Below are 18944 nucleotides of genomic sequence, written 5' to 3' on the forward strand. Positions count from 1 at the left end.
ACACCGCGCACCAGCACTTAGGGCTTTGATAAACATAACAAAAAGGGCCGCCCTGCGGCGACCCTTACTAACAGGATATCCTGTGTTTATTAGTTCGCCTGACGGCGCAGGAAGGCCGGGATTTCAATCCGTTCCTGATCTTCATCGGCCTCGGGCTGGGGCTCGACGGCCTGCATGCTGGGCTGCTGGCGGGCTGTCTGTGCCCCGCGCGGAGCCGTTTCGCCACCATGGCCAGTCATGCGGTTGATCAGCGAGTTGATGCCAAAGCGGGCACGCTCTTCTGGCTGGGCCTGGCGGTCCACGGCAACAGGGCGCGCGGGAGCAGCAGCCGGAGCCTTGTCAACGGCAGCCTTGAGGCGTTCGATCATCTGCGGTGTCGGTGTCCCGGCTGCAGGGCGCTGCGGAGCAACAAAGTCTTGCGCTTCATCCTCATCGACCAGTTCCGGCTCGAACGGCTGTACCGGCGCGGGCTGATATGCAGGCGGCGGCAGGTCATCATCCAGGGAGGCCGCCGGGGCATAGGCCGGTGCGGTTTCTTCCTCGAAGATGTCCTCCATCTGATCCTCGGCAGCAGCAGCCTGAGCATCCAGCTCCGAGAACAGCGACGGTTCCTGGGCATTCTGGGCCACGTAGGCTTCCGGGGTCTCTTCCGCAACAACTTCAGCCGTTTCTTCGACGGTTTCCTGCGAAACCTGCTGGGTCAGCGGCTGTTTCAGCGAACGGCGCGGGATCGGCATGGGCGATGTCGCTTCGGCGGCGTCGATCCCGGTGGCAACCACGGACACGCGCATGCCGCCTTCGAGGTTGTTATCCAGGGTCGAGCCAACGATGATGTTGGCATCCGCGTCCACTTCCTCGCGGATGCGGTTGGCCGCTTCGTCCAGTTCGAACAGGGTCAGGTCGTGACCGCCGGTGATGTTGATCAGCACACCCTTGGCACCACGCAGGCTGATTTCGTCCAGCAGCGGGTTGGCAATGGCTTTCTCAGCCGCCTGGATGGCGCGATCTTCGCCCTCAGCCTCGCCCGTGCCCATCATCGCCTTGCCCATCTCGTCCATCACGGCGCGCACATCGGCAAAGTCGAGGTTGATCAGACCCGGACGGACCATCAGGTCGGTCACGCCCTTCACACCTTGATAGAGTACGTCATCGGCCATCGAGAACGCTTCGGTGAAAGTGGTCTTTTCGTTGGCAAGGCGGAACAGGTTCTGGTTTGGAATAATGATCAGCGTGTCGACCATCTTTTGCAGGGTTTCGACCCCCTCTTCCGCCTGACGCATGCGTTTGGCGCCTTCGAACTGGAAGGGTTTGGTCACGACGCCGACGGTCAGCACGCCGAGCTCACGCGCAGCCTGCGCGATGATCGGCGCGGCGCCGGTTCCGGTGCCGCCGCCCATACCGGCGGTGATGAAACACATATGCGCGCCGGCCAAGTGATCGACAATCTGTTCGATGCTTTCCTCGGCAGCAGCGGCCCCGACGCTGGCCCGCGCACCGGCGCCCAAACCTTCGGTGACTTTTACGCCAAGCTGAATACGGTTGGTCGCATCGCTTTGCTGGAGAGCCTGCGCATCGGTGTTGGCCACGACAAAGTCGACGCCATCAAGTTCCTTCGCAATCATGTTGTTGACCGCGTTGCCACCCGCACCGCCTACACCAAATACGGTGATGCGAGGTTTCAGATCCGCCTCTTCGGGCATCGTCAGATTCAATGTCATAGAACTGTCCGCCTGTTGTTTTACCCGCGTCAGCGGGGGTTATTCTGCCTACTCAACACCCATTATTAACTCTGCTTTCAGGAATCGTCATCCCCAAAAGGTATTTTCACCACAAAATATGGGTGAAAAAGCAATGATAACGGCGGCATCTTGCCAGTTTTGACAGATTTTGCGGAAATCTCGTACCGCGACACAACAAAGAAAAACGGGGGCGCTCTCCACAAGAGGCGCGTCGATGCTTATTTCGTTGTGTCAGGTGCCTACTGCCCGGCTCTCCCATCCGTCCTTTTCGGACGCGTTGGTAGAAGATTAGCGCGCCTCGCCGGGCGCGTCACCCCTCAAATTGCCTACCAGTTGTCGCGGAACCAGCGCACCGCGCGGCGTAACGAACGTACTGGATAGCGTTCCACCGGCAGGTCGAAATCCCACCATTCATCCTGTGGATGGGTCGCAAAGAGGCACATCCCCACCGCACTGGCAAAGCCCGGACCGGTTGCGGCCTGCGGCAGACCGTGCACCCGCATCGGGCGGCCAAGGCGCACCTGCTGGCCCAGAATCTTGGACGCCAACCCATCAAGTCCCGGAATCTGGCTGCCGCCACCGGTTAGCACGATCTGCTGACTTGGCAGGTGATCGAAGCCAGCCGCATCCAGTCGGGCGCGTACCTCTTCGAGGATCTCCTCGACGCGCGGCCGCATGATCCCGATCAGTTCTGCTCGGCTTACCGTACGCCGGTCATGTTCCCAATCGCCCGTGTCCCCTTCAAGCTCGATCATTTCCCGGTCATCCATGCCGGTCGCCACGACACCGCCATAGAACGTCTTGATCCGTTCCGCGGTCGCCATGGGCACCTGCAACCCCATCGAGATGTCCCCGGTCACGTGGTCCCCACCCATCCGCACAGTGTCGGCATAGATCATGTGTTTCTTCATGAAAATCGACAGGCCTGTCGCACCACCGCCCATGTCAATGCACGCCGCGCCCAGTTCCTGTTCGTCTTCGACAAGCGCCGCCATGCCCGACACGTAGGAGGAGGACGCAATCCCGGCAAGTTCGAGATCGCAGCGCTTGACACAATGCGCAAGGTTCTGCACCGCCGCTTCGTCAACGGTCAGCATGTGCATGTCCGTCGTCAGGGTCTGGCCCATTTGGCCACGCGGATCGGCAAGCCCGGAGCGATGATCGAGAGCGAAATTGACCGGCTGGGCGTGCAACACTTCGCGATGCGGACCGAAATCGGGCACATCACAAGCAGACAAGACGCGCGCCACGTCCTGTTCCGTCACGACATGGCCTTCGAGTTCGATACTGCCATCCAGTCCGTAAGACCGCGGATCCGCCCCGGCGAAACAGGCAATCACGTGGTCAACCCGGATCTTGGCCATCTTCTGAGCCGCCTGAATGGCGGTGCGGATGGCGCGCTCGGTTTCCTGCATGGCGTTGATCTCACCAAAGCGCACGCCGCGCGACCGGGTTGTCGCAGCGCCGATCACTCGGAACCCGCTTTGCCCGGCCATCGAGCCGACACCGTCCATTTCGGCCAGCCTGTCGGTGCCGTCAAAGCGCAGGACAAGGCAGGCAATCTTGGAACTGCCCACGTCCAGAACCGCGACGACACCGCGCTGCATGGCGGCTTTGCGCATGTTGCGCATGGCGCGCTGAGATTCATAAAGCTCAATCATTGTTGCTTTTCCCAAATGACAACTGGCTGATACGCCACCATTCTTCCACGGCGGCCTCGGCAAGGCGGATGGTCGGGCGTGCGGCCAAGCGCATGTCGACGACCAAGAGATTACGTTCGAGCAAATCCTGCGCCTCGCTGAGCGCGATCACCCGCTCAAGCGCCTGCACCGCTCCGATTTCCGGCAGAAGGATGCGTTGCCCGCGATCCAGAACCACGTCCCAGCGGCGTTCACCCACACGCACAAGGCCACGCACCCGCGCCGCCAGCGGTCCAGCAGCGGCATAAAGCTGAACCGCCTCGGCGACCTGGCGATCCGCCCCTTCGCCTGCCATCAAAGGCAAATCGGGGTGTAGGGTTCGGGCGCGGGCCGGGCCGGTAACATAGCCTTCGCGATCCACAAGGGCCAAACCGTCATAGGTACGCCACAGGATCACCGGGTCACGCTCCACAACCGCGACCTGGAGAATGCCGCCCGGACGCACCCGGACAGAAGCCTTTGCCACGGCGGGCAACTCGGACACGCGTTCCTGAATCTCTCCCAATTCAAGATCAAACGAGCTTGTCGGAAAGTCGATCGGCATGATTTCACGTATGTCTTCGGCGATCCCCTTGGATGCCCCGTCAATCGCCATCGCATTGACCATGAACTCTGGACGTGTCGCGATTTCGGTGCGCAGGTCGTTATAGGCCATGGCCAGTTGATCGCGCCGATCCTGATCCGAAAACCACAACAGGGTCAGACCGGCCACCAACAGAAACGGCACCACCACGCGCAGGGCAAACCGGAACAATGGTGTCAGCAACAGACGTTGCAGACGGTAGGCCCAACGGGACGGGGCCGGATCACAGCGTTGCCCTACCGATTGCACGATGCGTCCTCCACCATCCAGGCGCAGAACTGCGCAAAACTCATGCCAAGGTGGGCGGCCTGTTCGGGTGCAAGCGACGTCGGTGTCATGCCGGGCTGGGTATTTGTTTCCAAGAGCACCAACCCATCCAGTCCGCGCGCCTCATCCCAGCGGAAATCGGTGCGGCTAACGCCACGGCACCCAAGCGCCTGATGCGCGCGCAAGGCATAGTCCATGCACGCCTCGTAGATTTCCTGAGGGATGTCCGCGGGGACCACGTGACGCGACCCACCTTCCTTGTACTTGGCGTCGTAGTCATACCACCCGTCGGTGATGATGTCCGTCACTGACAACGCCCTGTCGCCCATCACGGTCGTGGTCATCTCGCGCCCGGGTGCATAGGCTTCGACCATCACCTCGGCGGGCATGTCATCGGACAATTGCGGCGGCCCATTGGCGGCCTCGTGCACGATATAGATACCGACCGACGAGCCTTCGTTGTTCGGCTTGACGACATAGGGCGGCGCCATCACATGTCCGGCGCGGACGTCTTCGCGGCTGCGGAGTACGCTTTCCACCACCGGCAGATCAGCGGCGCGGTACACGTCCTTGGAGCGCTGTTTGTCCATCGCCAGCGCTGACGCCAACACCCCGGAATGTGTATAAGGCAGACCCATCCATTCAAGGATTCCCTGAACGCACCCATCTTCGCCCCAGCGGCCATGCAGGGCGTTGAAACAGACATCGGGTTTGATTTCGTTCAGACGTGCAACAAGGTCGATGCCAGCATCGATCTCAACCACGTCATATCCCGCTTCCCGCAGTGCGGTTGCGCATTCGCGCCCCGACGTCAGCGACACCTCGCGTTCCGCCGAGGGGCCACCCATCAATACCGCCACTTTGGGGTTTGCCCTGCTCGACATACCCACCGTGCCTCAATGTCCCGGGTCAATTGTTGACGGTTTTCCGTCTTTCTGACCCTGATTTATTGTTCTTGATCCGACCTGATTTTGCCTGTGGCCGGAAGATTTTCACGCCGCCGGTTCGCCGACGCGCATGATTTCCCATTCTAGCTGTATTCCGCTGTTTTGGAAAACCCTTTTTCTTACATCTTCACCCAGATTTTCCAGATCCGCGGCGGTGGCGCCCCCGGTGTTGATCATGAAATTGGCATGCATCTCGCTCATTTGCGCCCCGCCAACGCGCGCACCACGCATGCCTGCATCATCGATCAGTTTCCATGCCTTGAGGTCGTGCACATCATCCGCCTGCCCGGTCGAGGAAAACCCCGCCGGATTGCGAAAGGTGCTCCCGGCGGAGCGGTCCTTGGTCGGTTGCGTCGCGTTGCGCTTGGCCAATTGCGTCTCCATCCGCTCGGCAAGCGTGTCCGGATCATCGGATGGCCCTTCGAACACCGCTTCGGTGATCACCCAGCCCTCGGGCAGATCAGTCTGGCGGTAACGGAAGTTCAGGTCTCGCGCACTCAAGGTCACGATTTCGCCTTTGCGTGTCACCGCCTTGGCTTCGACAAACACGTCCGCGACATAGGTGCCATAGCAGCCTGCGTTCATACGAACAGCTCCCCCGACGGCCCCGGGGATGGTGCGCAGGAAGGTCAGATCCACACCGGCCGCCCCTGCCCTACGCGCCACATGCGCATCCAGTGCGGCGACACCTGCACGCACGCGGTTACCTTCGATCTGGATGTCGTTGAAACCACGCCCCATGCGCACCACCACGGCGCGCAAGCCCCCGTCGCGCACGATCAGGTTCGACCCCACCCCCATCGGGAATACGGCCACATCCTTGGGCAGATCGCGCAGAAAGTCGGCAAGGTCCCGGGTGTCGGCGGGCTGGAACAGCCAGTCGGCGGGGCCACCCACCCGCAGCCAGGTCAACTCGGCCAGCGCCATGTCCTGTGTCAGCTTTCCGCGCGGTGTCGGCATGTTGGTCATGTAAGTCTCGCGTCCCCGGCGCTTTTCCTGTGCATCTCGCCCAAAGGCCCGGCACGGATACCGAAGCCCCGCCCGACACGCAAGCTCTGCGCCTGCGCGTCGCCTATCCCTTGCGCGCCGCCAATCTGCGCCCGACAAGGAACAACCCCCATCCCAATGCCGAAGAAATCGCCAGACAACCGATGACCCAGGGGCGATACGATCTCACCTCCGCCACTTCGGCGGCTTCCTCCGGCAAGGCAGTAAACTGCAACCCTTCGGAAACGGCGATCAACAGGGCAAGCAGGCACAACAGGATCAGCTGCGCCCGCAGCAGGACCGGACGTTGATCGTAATACCCCTTGGCAAAGCCGAAAGCCGGAAACAGCAATGCGGCGAACCAGATCACCGCGTTTAGCCCTAGCGCTACATCCAGCATCATCCCACCCGTTTCCTGACCCAACGCACCAGATAGATCACCGGCCAGCGCATCACCCATCCTGCCATGAAAAGGATCAGCAATGCCATCCAGATCCCATTCTGAATCGCAACGCCGATCAGGATCGGAATTCCGATCGCGATCATGACATAGGCAAACTTCCACAAATTGTCCCGCGACGGGAACATGGCCCGAAGGTTGGCGGCCAGAAGCCACAACAGGGCAAGGATCATCGAAATCGTCATCGGCGCGCCTCCGCCTCCGGAACGCCGCGCGCGCGGCGGTAGAAATAACGTAACGGACGGCGGAACATGCTTAGAAAGCCAAAGAGGGCCACGCCCCCCAGCCACGCCCCATGCTGAACCCAGATCACCCCAATCAGGATAGGGGCCGCGATCAACAGGGCCACACCGGGCAGGTATTGGTGGCGCATCGGCAACATTGCAACGATGGCTGCGGCAAGCACCCAGAGACAGGCAAGGATCAAGGCGAAACTCATAGGGCCGCTCCAATGTTAAAGGCCAATGCCCCTGCAGAAAGGACAAACCCCGCCACGGGCACCGCCATCGGCACCCGGAAAGGCGCCTCGGGCGCGCGGCGCTTGAGGGCGATCAGCGCGAGGTTCACGATCACGAAAACACCCAAGAGTATGGACGAGGTGACTTCGGCCAACGTGGACACCGGCAAAAGCAGCGCCGCCCCGATGACCGCCCCCCCGATAAGGACCGTCGCCAGCACCGGCGTGCCGCGTGTCGGATGCGCATGATAGAACACCCGGAGGACCTCACTGCGTTTACCAAGGCCAAACAGGACCCGGCTCGCCATAACGATCTGGGCCAACACACCATTCAGCGCCGCGAAAACGGCAATCGCGGCAAGAAACTGCCCCTCACCGCCGCGCCCAGCCTGCCATACCAGCGCCAGCGGTCTTTCGCTTCCTGACAAGGCATCCACAGGCACGGCCCGCACGGTCGCCACGGTCACAAGCGCATAGATCACGGTTGTCAACGCCAGCCCGATCAGGATCGCGCGCGGCATGGTGCGCTCGGGATTGGACACCTCCTCGGCCATGTTCACGATGTCCTCGAACCCGATGAAGGCAAAGAAAGCCAGTACCGCCCCGGCCCCGACACCGGCCCAGATCACTCCCGGCGGTGTGGCCCATTCGGCAACGGCGGGGGCCCCAAACCCGGCCCAGACCACAAGGCCAAGCCCCAAAAGCTCGATCACGGTAAAGATGGCGGCAAGCGCAAGGCTCTCCATGACACCATAGACGGCCACCGCGGTGAGAACTGCACCAATGCCGACAATGGCCCACAACTCGGGCCAGTCGAACACCACTAACAAATACCCCACACCGCCGCGCAACACGGCTGCAGCCGAGATCATACCCGTCGCGACAATCCCAAGCCCCACCAAAACCGCGAGGCCCTGACTGTTGAATCCCTGATGCACGAAAGCCGCCTCACCGGCGGCCTCGGGAATACGGGTGCTGAGTTCCGAATAGCTGAGTGCGGTCGGCGCCGCGATGACCCCTGCCAACAGAAATGACAGCGGCGCCCAGACACCGGCCTCTCCGGCCACGGCCCCGACCAGCACATAGATGCCAGCCCCCACCATGACTCCGACGCCATAAGCCGTCAGCAGGCCAAGGCCGATCCGTCTCTTGAGATGTTCCGCCACTCCCGCACCCCCGGCTTCATGTTGCCAAAAATACTCCCGCCGGAGGCTCCCACGTTCAAATCCGTTTGAAAAGCCTTATGTTTATCCCAATCGCTTGGGCAGGTTGTTGGCCCATGCACTGATTGTCCCTGCGCCGAGGCACACCACGATATCCCCCGGCTTCGCCTCAGCACGCACCAGCGCTTCGAGGTCGTCCTCGCTGTCGATTGCAACCGCCTTGCGATGTCCGTGCGCCACAAGACCGGCCACAAGATCGTCGCGGCTGGCACCAGCGATCGGGTCTTCGCCCGCGGCGAAGACCTCGGCAATCCCAACCACGTCGGCCTCGTTGAAACAGGCACAGAAATCCTCGAACAGGGAATGCAGGCGGGTATAGCGATGCGGCTGGTGCACTGCAATCACGCGCCCACCACCGTCTTGCCCAATCGCCTGCCGCGCCGCCTTGAGCACAGCGGCAATCTCGACCGGATGGTGTCCATAATCATCGATCACAGGCACGCCGCCGTTGACCTCACCCACCTTTGTAAAGCGGCGGTTCACCCCGCCAAACGCAGCCAGCGCTTCGCGGATTTCTTCGCGCTTCATGCCAAGGTGGCGCGCCACGGCCACCGCCGACAGCGCGTTTGAAACATTGTGATCCCCCGGCATCGGCAGGGTGCAGCCTTCGATCACCGTTCCCTCTGCCTGAAGCGCCACGTCAAAGTGCGCCACACCGGCCTCGTAGCGCAGATTGATGGCGCGCACGTCGGCCTGGGCATTGAAACCGAACGTGACCACGCGCCGGTCCGTCAGTCGCCCGACAAGCGCCTGTACTTCGGGGTGATCCGTGCAACAGACCGCGAGACCATAAAACGGAATGTTCGAGACAAATTCGTCAAACCCGCGCCGCAGGTTCTCGATCGAGCCCCAATGCTCCATGTGCTCAGGGTCGATATTGGTGACGATGGCAATCGTAGCGGGCAAACGGTTGAACGTGCCGTCGCTCTCGTCAGCCTCGACAACCATCCACTCTCCATCCCCTACGCGGGCGTTGGAATCATAGGCGTGGATGATGCCGCCATTGATCACCGTGGGATCGAACCTGCCATGATCCAACAGCGCCGCCACCATGGTTGTCGTCGTGGTCTTGCCGTGTGTGCCGGCCACGGCCACATTCGACTTCAAACGCATCAGTTCGGCCAGCATCTCGGCGCGGCGCACCACCGGAAGGCCGCGTCGGCGCGCCTCGTCCAGTTCCGGATTGCCCGGTTTGATCGCCGATGAAATCACAACAACTTCCGCGTTTTCAAGGTTTTCCGCCTTCTGCCCCACGAACAGAGTCGCACCACGGGCTACCAACCGATCGGTAATCTTGCTGGTTTTGAGGTCGGACCCCTGTACCGTGTAGCCATGGTTCAGCAGCACTTCGGCAATGCCAGACATGCCGATCCCGCCCATGCCGACAAAATGAATCGGGCCGACGTCACCGGGGAGTTTCGTTGCTGCATTCATGTCTCAGTCTTCCTTGCTTGCCAGCATCTCAACAAGCGCCACGAGGTTTTCCGTGGCATCAGGCTTGCCCACCGACAACGCTGCCCGCGCCATCTGGGTCGCCCCATCAGGATTGCTGAGAATGTTGGTGATCTGATCGGTCATGGTTGAAACCGTCAGTTTACTTTCCGGGATAAGGATCGCACCCCCGGCCTTGACCAAACCACGCGCGTTGGCGGTCTGATGGTCCGCCGTTGCGGCGGCATAGGGGATCAGAATCGAAGGCCGTCCGATCACGCTGATATCGGCCACGCTTGACGCGCCAGACCGAGAGATCACAAGCTGTGCTTCGCTCAGACGGGCCGGAACGTCGTTGAAGAACGGTTGCACATCCGCCGCAATCCCCTGTTCCGTATAAAAGGCCGTGACCCGGTCGAAATCTTCAGCGCGCGCCTGATGGCTGACACGCACATTGCGCCGAAGCCCTTCGGGCAGCGCGGCGATGGCCATCGGCACCGAGTCCGACAGGATACGCGCGCCCTGAGAGCCGCCGATTACGAGAATCGACATCGGGTAGTCCCCCGGCGGGATATAGCCCGACGCAGCCCGGTCCAGCACCGCCCGGCGGACCGGGTTGCCGGTATGGATGCCTTCGATCCCTTCGGGCAATGCGGTGGGCCAGGTGCCGCAGGCAATCGCATCGACGCGGCTGGCGAATTTTTCGTTCACGCGCCCAAGGACACCATTCTGTTCATGAATCATGCGCGGCAACTTCAAGAGCCACGCTGCTCCAAGCGCGGGAATGCTCGGATAGCCGCCAAAACCGACCACGACCTCGGGACGATCCTTGCGGAATTTCAACACACTCGACAGCACGCCGCCAAGAATGCGGAACGGCACCGCCAGCTTGGCCAATGCGCCGCCGCGCGCGAAGGTCGCACTTGAGACTTCCTCGATTTCGACCGTATGCGGAAAGCCACCCGTGTAGCGCGCGCCGCGCGCATCCGTGCTCAGCTTGACCCGCCAACCCTTGCGCAGCATGACCTCTGCCAGCGCCTGCGCGGGGAACATATGCCCCCCGGTGCCGCCGGCTGCAATCACCAGCAATGGCTGCTTGTTCATCTCACGTGTCCCCGCAGAATTTCACCGATCTCGCCCTGAGGCCGGGTGCGGGTAAACGCCAAAATCATGCCGACTGCAATCCCCCCCGCGATCAGCGAAGAGCCCCCGTAGCTGACGAAGGGCAAGGTCATGCCCTTGGAGGGCAGAAGGCGCACGGCTACACCCATGTTGACCATCGCCTGCACCCCGAAAATCGACACGAGGCCGGTGCCAGCGAGGCGGATAAAGGGGTCCCGTTCGCGCATCAAGCGGAAATAGCTGCGCAGCACGATCGTGGCGTAAAGCGCGATGATCACCATCACCAGGATCAACCCATATTCCTCTGCAGCAACGGAAATAATGAAATCCGTGTGGGCGTCCGGCAGGCTCCATTTCACCTGTCCCTCGCCCACACCGACGCCAAAAAGCCCGCCTTCACGAATGGCGTTGGTGGCGTAACCGATCTGGGTTGTCGGATCGAGCGACCGGTCAAGAAAGCCGTCAATCCGGCGGGCGAAATGTTCGGAGTTCGAATAGGCGAACTGTGCCGCAGGGTAGATCGCCAGCAAGATCCCGCCGATCAGCACCATTGGCGCGCCGGAAACGAAGTACATGACGCTCCAACCAAACAAGATCAGACAGGCCTGCCCGAAATCCGGCTGCAGCGCCAGCATGACCACGATGGTGATCATCAAGAGGAAAGACCACATGCGACCGGGTGGCCCGTTGATCTCTTCATTGGCCGCCATCAGCCACGCGGCCACGACCACGAAGCCGGGTTTGAGAAATTCGGAGGGCTGGAGCGAGCCGAACCCGAGCGAATACCAGCGCACCGCCCCCTTGCCGAAATCGGTTCCGAAAAACGGAAGCATCGCGGTAGCCAGAAGGGTGACGATGAACCCAATCACCGCAAGGCGCCGCACGAGGATGGGTGACATCATCGAGGTGAGCAGCATCGCGACCATCGCGGCACCGCCGAAAATCACCTGTTTCTTTACATAATGAAAGGCTTCGAAGCCGTTCTTTGCCGCCAGCGGTGGTGAGGCCGCCATGCCCAGCAGGATGCCGATTCCGAACAGCAAAAGAATGGACGTCATCGTCCATTTGTCCAGCGTCTGCCACCACTTGGGAAGCACTGGTTCGCGCTCCTGTACAGGAAGCGCGCCATAAACCATCTCTGTCATCGGGACCCGCCGATATCTGCCTCAAAACGCCCGTTTTCCGGGTCTGAGTGAGAGCATAGCATCGAAGCCCTGCCTTGGGAACCCACACTGCCCCCACTTGACCGAAAGCGCGGCATCAGGCAGGGGCGGTGCAATGCAGTACGACACGATCATTCTGGGGGCCGGCGCAGCCGGCATGATGTGCGCCACGCAATGTGGCGGCAAAACACTTGTGCTGGACCACGCCAAGGCCCCGGGCGAAAAGATCCGCATATCCGGCGGCGGGCGCTGCAATTTCACCAACATGTATGCCGGACCGGAGAACTTTCTGTCGCAGAACCCGCATTTCTGCAAATCCGCGCTCAGCCGGTACACCCAATGGGATTTCATTGACCTCGTAGCCCGTAACGGCATCGCCTATCACGAAAAGACTCTGGGTCAGCTGTTTTGCGACGACAGCGCGCGCGACATCATCGGGATGCTGCGCACCGAAATGGACCGGACCGGGGCCGAACTTCGGCTGAACACGCAGATTGTCAGCGTGTCCCACGACGGCACGGGGTTCGGCGTGGAGACCGAGACCCACGGCCAGCGCGCAACGCTGCGCTGCCAGAACCTCGTTCTTGCGACGGGGGGCAAATCCATTCCCAAGATGGGTGCCACTGGGCTTGCCTATGACATCGCCCGCCAATTTGGGCTTTCCGTCACCGAAACCCGGCCTGCCCTTGTGCCTTTCACCTTCTCGGACAATCCCTTCAAGGCGCTGTCGGGTACCGCGCTGCCGGTTCGTGCCGAAGCCGGGTCGACCCGTTTCGACGAAGCCATGCTGTTTACTCATCGCGGCCTGTCCGGTCCGGCCATGCTGCAGATCAGCTCGTTCTGGCGCGAAGGGGACGACATCACCATCAATCTGCTTCCCGAACACGATCCGTTTGAAACCCTGCGCGCACGCCGCCAAAGCGACGGGCGCCGCAACCTTTCGACGATCCTGGCGCAGATGTTGCCTGCGAAGCTGGCCGATCATCTCTCGTCCGACTGGCGGCTTTCGGGCAATATCGGAGATCAGAGCGACGCGTCGCTGCGCGCCCTGTCCGAGCGCCTGACCCACTGGACCCTTCGGCCGACCGGGACCGAAGGCTATCGCACCGCCGAAGTCACCTTGGGCGGAATCGACACGGATCACCTGTCCTCACGCACAATGGAGGCCAAAACCGTGCCGGGGCTTTACGTGATCGGAGAAGCCGTTGACGTAACCGGCTGGCTGGGCGGGTTCAATTTCCAATGGGCGTGGTCTTCGGGCTGGGCCGCCGGACAGGCGATCCGTACAAATCTCATCCCGGCGACCTAGAACCCAAGCGCGCGCTTCACCTCGGCGCCGAAATCCTCGCCGCGTTTTTCAAAGCTGTCATACTGGTCAAAACTCGCCGCCGCCGGGGCCAAAAGCACCGTATCCCCGGCCTCGGCCTCGGCGACAGCCTGGCGCACGGCCTCGGCCATCGTGTTGCAAACCACGGCCTCGACCCCTTTGAGCTGCATGGCAAAACCAGCTGCCTCGCGCCCGATGACATAGGCCTTGCGCACCGCCCCCGTTGCCTCGGCCAGATCACCAAGCCCGCCTTCCTTTTCCAGCCCGCCGCAAATCCAGCGGATGTTGTCAAAGGCGCCCAGTGCCTTTTTTGCAGCATCCACATTGGTGGCCTTGGAATCGTTCACATAGGTCACGCCATCCCGTTCGGCGATGATCTGGCTGCGGTGCGGAAGGCCGCCAAAGCTGGCAAATCCCTTTTCGATCACCTTCGGCGCAAGGCCCAGAGTGCGCGCCACCGCATAGGCGGCACAGGCATTCTGATGGTTGTGCGTGCCCGGCAGCCCCCGGATCGGACGCAGGTCGATCGACCCCACTTGCCGTCCCTTGCGCCACTCGCTCAGGAAGCCCTTGCGTGCAAAAACCTGCCAGCCCGGCCCCGAGAGCTTTTCCGCCACTGACACGCGGATCACCCGGTCATCACCTGGGCCTTCGGACAGCTGGTCGGCCAGAAACAGCCCCTCGGCCTCATCCACGCCGATCACCGCGCGATCCGGGCCACCTTCTGCGAAAAGGCGACGCTTGGCTGCGAAATAGCCGCCCATGCCTCCATGGCGGTCAAGGTGATCCGGCGAAAGATTGGTAAAGACAGCAACGTCCGTGGTCAGCGCGCGGGCAAGGTCGGTCTGGTAGCTGGACAGCTCCAACACGATCACGTCCCCGTCCACGGCCGGGTCCAGATCAAGCACCCCGCGCCCGATATTGCCTGCCAGCTGCGTGCCCCGCCCGGCCTGCTCCAACACGTGATGGATCAGGGCCGATGTGGTCGATTTGCCGTTTGATCCCGTAACCGCCACGACTTTGGGGGCGATGTCGAAATTCTGCCATTCAGCCGTGGCGAAAGAGCGAAAGAACAGTCCGATATCGTTGTCGACGGGCACCCCGGCCCGGAGCGCTGCTAAAACCACCGGATTGGGTTTCGGATAGAGATGCGGAATCCCGGGGCTGACAATGAGCCCGGATACGTTTTCGAATGCGCCCGGCCGGGTCAGGTCGGCACAGGTGAAGCCTTCGCTTTCAGCAACGTCCCGCGCCGCCGGATTGTCATCCCAACACAGCGCCTCTGCCCCCCCGGCGCGAAGCGCGCGCGCGCTTGCCAACCCCGAGCGGCCAAGGCCCAGCACGGCCACGGTTGCGCCTTCAAAACCCTGTACCGGAATCATCTCAAGTTCCCTTCCGCCGATTTCCCCGACAGTGCCTGTCTCGTCCCGCCGGGACAAGTGGTCCCGTCGGGTGCCTCCGGAGGTGGTGTTTCCGGAAAAAGAAAGATCGGGAGGCTCCGAGCGCGTCCGGCATGTGCCAGACGCCTTAGCGGATTTTCAGCGTGGCGAGACCGATCATGGCGAGGATCAACGAGACGATCCAGAAACGGATCACGATCTGCGGTTCGCTCCAGCCCTTCTTCTCGTAATGGTGATGGATTGGTGCCATGAGGAACACGCGTTTACCGGTGCGCTTGAAATAGAGCACCTGAATAATGACGGAAAGCGCCTCGACCACGAACAGGCCGCCGACGATCCCCAGCACCAGTTCATGCTTGGTGGCCACCGCGATCGCGCCAAGCGCGCCGCCAAGGGCCAGCGAGCCCGTATCGCCCATGAAGACGGCCGCGGGCGGCGCGTTGTACCACAGGAAACCCAGTCCGCCGCCCGCGATACCGGCGGTAAAGATCAGGATTTCTCCCGTTCCAGGAACGTAATGCAGGTCAAGATACTCGGTAAAGTCGACGCGCCCCACCGCGTAGGCGATGATGCCCAGCGTTCCAGCAGCAATCATCACCGGCATGATGGCCAAACCGTCCAGACCGTCTGTTAGGTTCACAGCATTCGCCGCCCCCACGATCACGATCATCGCGAAGGGGACGAAGAAGAAACTGAGATTGAGCAGGACATCCTTGAAGAAGGGCAGCGCCAAATGCATCTGCATCGCTTCGGGTTGCAGGAAGGTCGCCCACCAAGCGGCAATCGCGGCAATGACAAATCCCAGCAGCAGACGGATCTTGCCTGACACACCGTCGGTGTTCTGTTTGGAAACCTTGGCATAATCGTCGGCAAACCCGATTAGCCCATACGCCAGCGTCACGAACAGCACCAGCCAGACGAACCCGTTGTCCAGCCTTGCCCAAAGCAAGGTGGACGTCATCAGAGCCCCCACGATCAACAATCCGCCCATCGTTGGCGTGCCTGCCTTGACGAAATGCCCCTCGGGACCGTCGTCGCGGATCGGTTGGCCCTTGCCCTGCTTGCGCCGCAATACGTCGATCAGCGGGCGCCCGAACAGGAACCCGAACAGCAATGCCGTCAGGAACGCCCCACCGGCGCGGAAGGTAATGTAGCGGAACAGGTTGAAAATATCCCCGCCATCCGACAGCTCGGTGAGCCAGTAGAGCATTCAGGAGTCCTCGTCATTTGATTGCGGGGCGGGATGGCCCAGTTTGCGTACCGCGTCAACCACCTTGGCCAGGCCCATGGACAAAGACCCCTTGACCAGCAAACAATCGCCTGCATCCACCAGATGCCGTATCTCGGCCGCCATTTCCGCGCTGGTTTCGGTCCACATACCACGTTTCTCGGGTGGGAGTGCTGCATAGAGGTTCTGCATTAGTGGGCCGATGCAGTGCACCTTGTCGATACTAGCCATCGCCGGATGGTCGGCGAGCGCGGCATGCATCTTTGCCTCTTGCGGTCCCAGCTCCTTCATGTCCCCGACAAAGGCGGTCCGACGGCCACGCCCAATGCGCCCGACACCGTCAACCGGGTTGGCAGCAGCCAGAACATCCAGCGCAGCGCCCAGCGACGTCGGGTTGGCGTTATAGGCATCATCAATCAGATCAAGGGTGCGATCCGTTTCCACCGGATCAAGCCAGATCGTCTCGCGAACGCCGCGCCCTGCATAGGGTTTCCAACGCCCAAGATCGCCGGTCGCCATCGCGAGGTCGCCTCCAAGCGCCTGCACGGCAGCCAAGGCCCCCAGGGCATTCATCGCGAAATGCGCCCCGGCGCTGTTGATCTTGTAAACCGTCTTTTCTCCGTCGACCCGCGCCCGCGCCACGGTGATATCTCCGGTCAGTGTCACATCGAGAAGCGTCCAGTCCGGCGCTTGCCGGCCAAAATCGATGCGCGCCACCGCCAAATCGTCCGCGTGTTCACGCAACACATCCGCCGTGTCGATATCAGTGTTGACGATGGCCATGCCCCCCGGCTCCAGCCCATCGAAGATCGCCGCTTTCTCCGCGGCGATCCCGGCGACATTCTCGAAGGCTTCGAGATGTACGGCGGCCACGGTTGTGACCAAGGCCACATGCGGGCGCGCCATCCGCGCCAGCGGCGCGATCTCTCCGGGATGGTTCATGCCGATCTCGATCACGGCAAAGTCGGTCTCTTGAGGCATGCGTGCCAGCGTCAGCGGCACCCCCCAATGGTTGTTGTAGCTCGCGACGCTGGCATGGGTTTTTCCCTGCCCCGACAGCATCGCACGCAGCATTTCCTTGGTGGAGGTCTTGCCCACCGATCCGGTCACGGCCACCACGCGCGCCTGTGTCCGTGCACGCGCAGTGCGACCCAAGGCCTCCAGCCCGGATAGCACATCCTCGACAATAAGGAGCGGCGCATTTTCGGCTACCCCTTCGGGAATACGCGAAACCAGCGCCGCAGCTGCCCCGGCCTCCAGCGCCTGTGCAACAAAATCATGCCCGTCACGCGCCGCCGTCAGGGCCACGAACAAGTCTCCGGGTTCGAGCGTGCGTGTATCGATCGAAACGCCGGTGCACGTCCAGTCACAGGTTGTGCGGCCACCGGTTGCCTCGGCTGCCGCCGCAGAAGTCCAAAGGCTCATGCCATTCCCCCATCCAAGGCCGCCACAGCCACGCTGGCCTGCTCGCAATCATCAAAGGGCAACACGTCATCCCCGACGATCTGCCCGGTTTCATGCCCCTTGCCCGCAATCAGCAACGCATCACCGGCCTGCAACGCATCCACCGCACGCAGGATTGCTTCGGCGCGGTCACCCACTTCGGTTGCCTCGGGGGCGCCCTCCATCACCATGGTCCGGATCGCTGCCGGATCTTCGCTGCGGGGATTGTCATCCGTCACAAAAACCACATCGGCATTGCGCGCAGCGGCCTGTCCCATCAGCGGGCGCTTGCCCATATCGCGGTCCCCCCCAGCGCCGACCACAGCCACAAGGCGCCCCATCACATGCGGGCGCATCGCTTGGAGTGCCGTTTCCACCGCATCGGGCGTATGGGCATAGTCCACGAAAACAGCCGCACCGTTGGCGCGCGTCGCGGCCAGTTGCATGCGCCCGCGCACGGTCTTCAACTCTTGCAGGACTTCGAAAACCCGCTCGGGCTCGGCTCCGCAGGCAATGGCCAGCCCCGAGGCCAACAAAACGTTTTCCGCCTGAAACCCGCCAATCAGGTTGAGCCGCGCCAAGTAGGCCCGCCCGCGAAAGGTAAACCGGATATCCTGCCCGGTTGCGTCAAACCGCTGCGTTGTGAGCTCAAGATCGGCCCCTGACCGGCCCACGGTGATCACCTCCTGCCCACGCGCACGGGCAATCGCCGCCATATCCACGCCGCGCGGGTCGTCGATATTGATCACGGCGCCCCCTTCCTCCGGCAGGACACGGGCAAACAACCCGGCCTTGGCGTCGAAATACTCTTCGAAACTGTCGTGGTAGTCGAGGTGATCCTGCGTGAAATTCGTAAACCCGGCAGCGCGCAAATGCACTCCGTCAAGCCGCCGCTGGGCCAAACCGTGGCTGGACGCTTCCATGGCTGCAAACTGCACACCAGCGGCGCTGCACTCTGCCAGCACCCGGTGCAGGGTAATCGGTTCTGGCGTGGTGTGCTTCAAAGGGGCCTGATAATCGCCCTCCACCCCTGTCGTGCCAAGATTGACCGCTTCGAGCCCCAATTCCTGCCAGATCTGGCGCAGGAAAGTGGACACCGATGTCTTGCCGTTGGTGCCTGTCACCGCCGCCATGACGCCGGGCTGTTCGCCGAACCAGAGAGCGGCGGTATAGGCCAGCGTCTGGCGTGGGTCTTCGCAGACAACAAGGGCCGCCTCTGAAGCCGCCAGTTCCGCGGCAGCGATTTCAGCGCCTTCGGCGTCCGTCAGGATCGCAGACGCGCCCATACGCAAGGCGAATTGAATGAACTCCCCGCCGTGCACCCGCGTGCCCGGGAGCGCCGCGAAAAGAAAGCCGTCCTTCACGTCACGGCTGTCCACTGCCAACCCGGTAATAACGGGGTTGGCTCCTTTCGCGGCCGTCAGCCCCAGTTGTGAAAGCTGTCGTGCCATGCCTGCCATCTGCCCT

The 18944-nt window shown here is 61.9% G+C and carries 17 protein-coding genes; 1 reads left to right on the top strand and 16 read right to left on the bottom strand.

Annotation, left to right across the window (positions count from 1 at the left end):
- Positions 1-89 precede the first annotated feature (89 nt).
- From ftsZ to BMZ35_RS08900, 12 genes are all read right to left on the bottom strand, one after another.
- Complete coding sequence (ftsZ, locus tag BMZ35_RS08845) at positions 90-1718, bottom strand: cell division protein FtsZ (RefSeq protein WP_093093088.1); 1629 nt, start codon at positions 1716-1718, stop codon at positions 90-92.
- Between the two features lie 347 nt (positions 1719-2065).
- Positions 2066-3400 carry a cell division protein FtsA gene (gene ftsA, locus BMZ35_RS08850; protein ID WP_093093090.1) on the bottom strand — a complete coding sequence of 445 codons (1335 nt, stop codon included), beginning with the start codon at positions 3398-3400 and terminating at the stop codon, positions 2066-2068.
- Positions 3393-4271, bottom strand: a complete 879-nt coding sequence (locus BMZ35_RS08855) for a cell division protein FtsQ/DivIB (protein ID WP_093093092.1) — start codon at positions 4269-4271, stop codon at positions 3393-3395. The genes ftsA and BMZ35_RS08855 overlap by 8 nt, the downstream gene beginning before the upstream one ends.
- Positions 4259-5173, bottom strand: a complete 915-nt coding sequence (locus BMZ35_RS08860; RefSeq protein ID WP_207502938.1) for a D-alanine--D-alanine ligase — start codon at positions 5171-5173, stop codon at positions 4259-4261. The genes BMZ35_RS08855 and BMZ35_RS08860 overlap by 13 nt, the downstream gene beginning before the upstream one ends.
- Positions 5174-5281: 108 nt before the next feature.
- The gene (gene murB / locus BMZ35_RS08865; RefSeq protein WP_093093096.1) at positions 5282-6205 is read right to left on the bottom strand and encodes a UDP-N-acetylmuramate dehydrogenase; all 924 of its coding nucleotides are present in this window, start codon (positions 6203-6205) and stop codon (positions 5282-5284) included.
- Between the two features lie 103 nt (positions 6206-6308).
- Complete coding sequence (locus BMZ35_RS08870; RefSeq protein WP_093093098.1) at positions 6309-6626, bottom strand: hypothetical protein; 318 nt, start codon at positions 6624-6626, stop codon at positions 6309-6311.
- Complete coding sequence (locus tag BMZ35_RS08875; RefSeq protein ID WP_093093100.1) at positions 6623-6868, bottom strand: DUF2484 family protein; 246 nt, start codon at positions 6866-6868, stop codon at positions 6623-6625. Before BMZ35_RS08875 ends, BMZ35_RS08870 begins: the two co-directional genes overlap by 4 nt.
- Positions 6865-7122, bottom strand: coding sequence for a DUF2484 family protein (locus tag BMZ35_RS08880; protein ID WP_093093102.1), 258 nt, complete (start codon positions 7120-7122; stop codon positions 6865-6867). The genes BMZ35_RS08875 and BMZ35_RS08880 overlap by 4 nt, the downstream gene beginning before the upstream one ends.
- Complete coding sequence (locus BMZ35_RS08885) at positions 7119-8306, bottom strand: APC family permease (RefSeq protein WP_093093104.1); 1188 nt, start codon at positions 8304-8306, stop codon at positions 7119-7121. The genes BMZ35_RS08880 and BMZ35_RS08885 overlap by 4 nt, the downstream gene beginning before the upstream one ends.
- A gap of 81 nt (positions 8307-8387) precedes the next feature.
- Positions 8388-9797, bottom strand: coding sequence for a UDP-N-acetylmuramate--L-alanine ligase (murC, locus tag BMZ35_RS08890; RefSeq protein ID WP_093093106.1), 1410 nt, complete (start codon positions 9795-9797; stop codon positions 8388-8390).
- A 3-nt stretch (positions 9798-9800) separates the two neighbouring features.
- Positions 9801-10898 (bottom strand): UDP-N-acetylglucosamine--N-acetylmuramyl-(pentapeptide) pyrophosphoryl-undecaprenol N-acetylglucosamine transferase, encoded by a 1098-nt coding sequence (locus BMZ35_RS08895; RefSeq protein ID WP_093093108.1) that lies wholly within the window; start codon positions 10896-10898, stop codon positions 9801-9803.
- Positions 10895-12061, bottom strand: coding sequence for a peptidoglycan glycosyltransferase FtsW (locus BMZ35_RS08900; protein WP_093093110.1), 1167 nt, complete (start codon positions 12059-12061; stop codon positions 10895-10897). The genes BMZ35_RS08895 and BMZ35_RS08900 overlap by 4 nt, the downstream gene beginning before the upstream one ends.
- A gap of 133 nt (positions 12062-12194) precedes the next feature.
- Between BMZ35_RS08900 and BMZ35_RS08905 the strand changes: the two genes are divergently transcribed.
- Positions 12195-13388: a BaiN/RdsA family NAD(P)/FAD-dependent oxidoreductase gene (locus tag BMZ35_RS08905; protein WP_093093112.1), complete on the top strand. Its 1194-nt coding sequence runs from the start codon at positions 12195-12197 to the stop codon at positions 13386-13388.
- Here BMZ35_RS08905 and murD read toward each other — a convergent pair.
- The 4 genes from murD to BMZ35_RS08925 form a co-directional block, all read right to left on the bottom strand.
- Entirely contained in the window at positions 13385-14788 is a 1404-nt protein-coding gene (gene murD / locus BMZ35_RS08910) for a UDP-N-acetylmuramoyl-L-alanine--D-glutamate ligase (protein WP_093093114.1), read from the bottom strand. The two genes, BMZ35_RS08905 and murD, sit on opposite strands and share 4 nt — an antisense overlap.
- Before the next feature lie 145 nt (positions 14789-14933).
- Entirely contained in the window at positions 14934-16016 is a 1083-nt protein-coding gene (mraY, locus tag BMZ35_RS08915) for a phospho-N-acetylmuramoyl-pentapeptide-transferase (protein ID WP_093093116.1), read from the bottom strand.
- A complete protein-coding gene (locus tag BMZ35_RS08920; RefSeq protein WP_093093118.1) occupies positions 16017-17459 on the bottom strand; it encodes a UDP-N-acetylmuramoyl-tripeptide--D-alanyl-D-alanine ligase in 1443 nt (480 codons plus the stop codon). It lies immediately after the preceding gene.
- Positions 17456-18928, bottom strand: coding sequence for a UDP-N-acetylmuramoyl-L-alanyl-D-glutamate--2,6-diaminopimelate ligase (locus BMZ35_RS08925; RefSeq protein WP_423227751.1), 1473 nt, complete (start codon positions 18926-18928; stop codon positions 17456-17458). The genes BMZ35_RS08920 and BMZ35_RS08925 overlap by 4 nt, the downstream gene beginning before the upstream one ends.
- Between the last annotated feature and the right edge of the window lie 16 nt (positions 18929-18944).

This window comes from Shimia aestuarii (assembly GCF_900114635.1).
Classification (GTDB): domain Bacteria; phylum Pseudomonadota; class Alphaproteobacteria; order Rhodobacterales; family Rhodobacteraceae; genus Shimia; species Shimia aestuarii.

What these genes read in the sequence shown, in the direction of transcription:
- murB (WP_093093096.1), bottom strand. Translation starts at nt 6,205, where the DNA reads ATGACCAACATGCCGACACCGCGCGGAAAGCTGACACAGGACATGGCG.
- ftsA (WP_093093090.1), bottom strand. Translation starts at nt 3,400, where the DNA reads ATGATTGAGCTTTATGAATCTCAGCGCGCCATGCGCAACATGCGCAAA.
- BMZ35_RS08895 (WP_093093108.1), bottom strand. Translation starts at nt 10,898, where the DNA reads ATGAACAAGCAGCCATTGCTGGTGATTGCAGCCGGCGGCACCGGGGGG.
- murC (WP_093093106.1), bottom strand. Translation starts at nt 9,797, where the DNA reads ATGAATGCAGCAACGAAACTCCCCGGTGACGTCGGCCCGATTCATTTT.
- murD (WP_093093114.1), bottom strand. Translation starts at nt 14,788, where the DNA reads ATGATTCCGGTACAGGGTTTTGAAGGCGCAACCGTGGCCGTGCTGGGC.
- mraY (WP_093093116.1), bottom strand. Translation starts at nt 16,016, where the DNA reads ATGCTCTACTGGCTCACCGAGCTGTCGGATGGCGGGGATATTTTCAAC.
- BMZ35_RS08860 (WP_207502938.1), bottom strand. Translation starts at nt 5,173, where the DNA reads ATGTCGAGCAGGGCAAACCCCAAAGTGGCGGTATTGATGGGTGGCCCC.
- BMZ35_RS08905 (WP_093093112.1), top strand. Translation starts at nt 12,195, where the DNA reads ATGCAGTACGACACGATCATTCTGGGGGCCGGCGCAGCCGGCATGATG.
- BMZ35_RS08880 (WP_093093102.1), bottom strand. Translation starts at nt 7,122, where the DNA reads ATGAGTTTCGCCTTGATCCTTGCCTGTCTCTGGGTGCTTGCCGCAGCC.
- BMZ35_RS08925 (WP_423227751.1), bottom strand. Translation starts at nt 18,928, where the DNA reads ATGGCACGACAGCTTTCACAACTGGGGCTGACGGCCGCGAAAGGAGCC.
- BMZ35_RS08870 (WP_093093098.1), bottom strand. Translation starts at nt 6,626, where the DNA reads ATGATGCTGGATGTAGCGCTAGGGCTAAACGCGGTGATCTGGTTCGCC.
- BMZ35_RS08875 (WP_093093100.1), bottom strand. Translation starts at nt 6,868, where the DNA reads ATGACGATTTCGATGATCCTTGCCCTGTTGTGGCTTCTGGCCGCCAAC.
- BMZ35_RS08900 (WP_093093110.1), bottom strand. Translation starts at nt 12,061, where the DNA reads ATGACAGAGATGGTTTATGGCGCGCTTCCTGTACAGGAGCGCGAACCA.
- BMZ35_RS08920 (WP_093093118.1), bottom strand. Translation starts at nt 17,459, where the DNA reads ATGAGCCTTTGGACTTCTGCGGCGGCAGCCGAGGCAACCGGTGGCCGC.
- ftsZ (WP_093093088.1), bottom strand. Translation starts at nt 1,718, where the DNA reads ATGACATTGAATCTGACGATGCCCGAAGAGGCGGATCTGAAACCTCGC.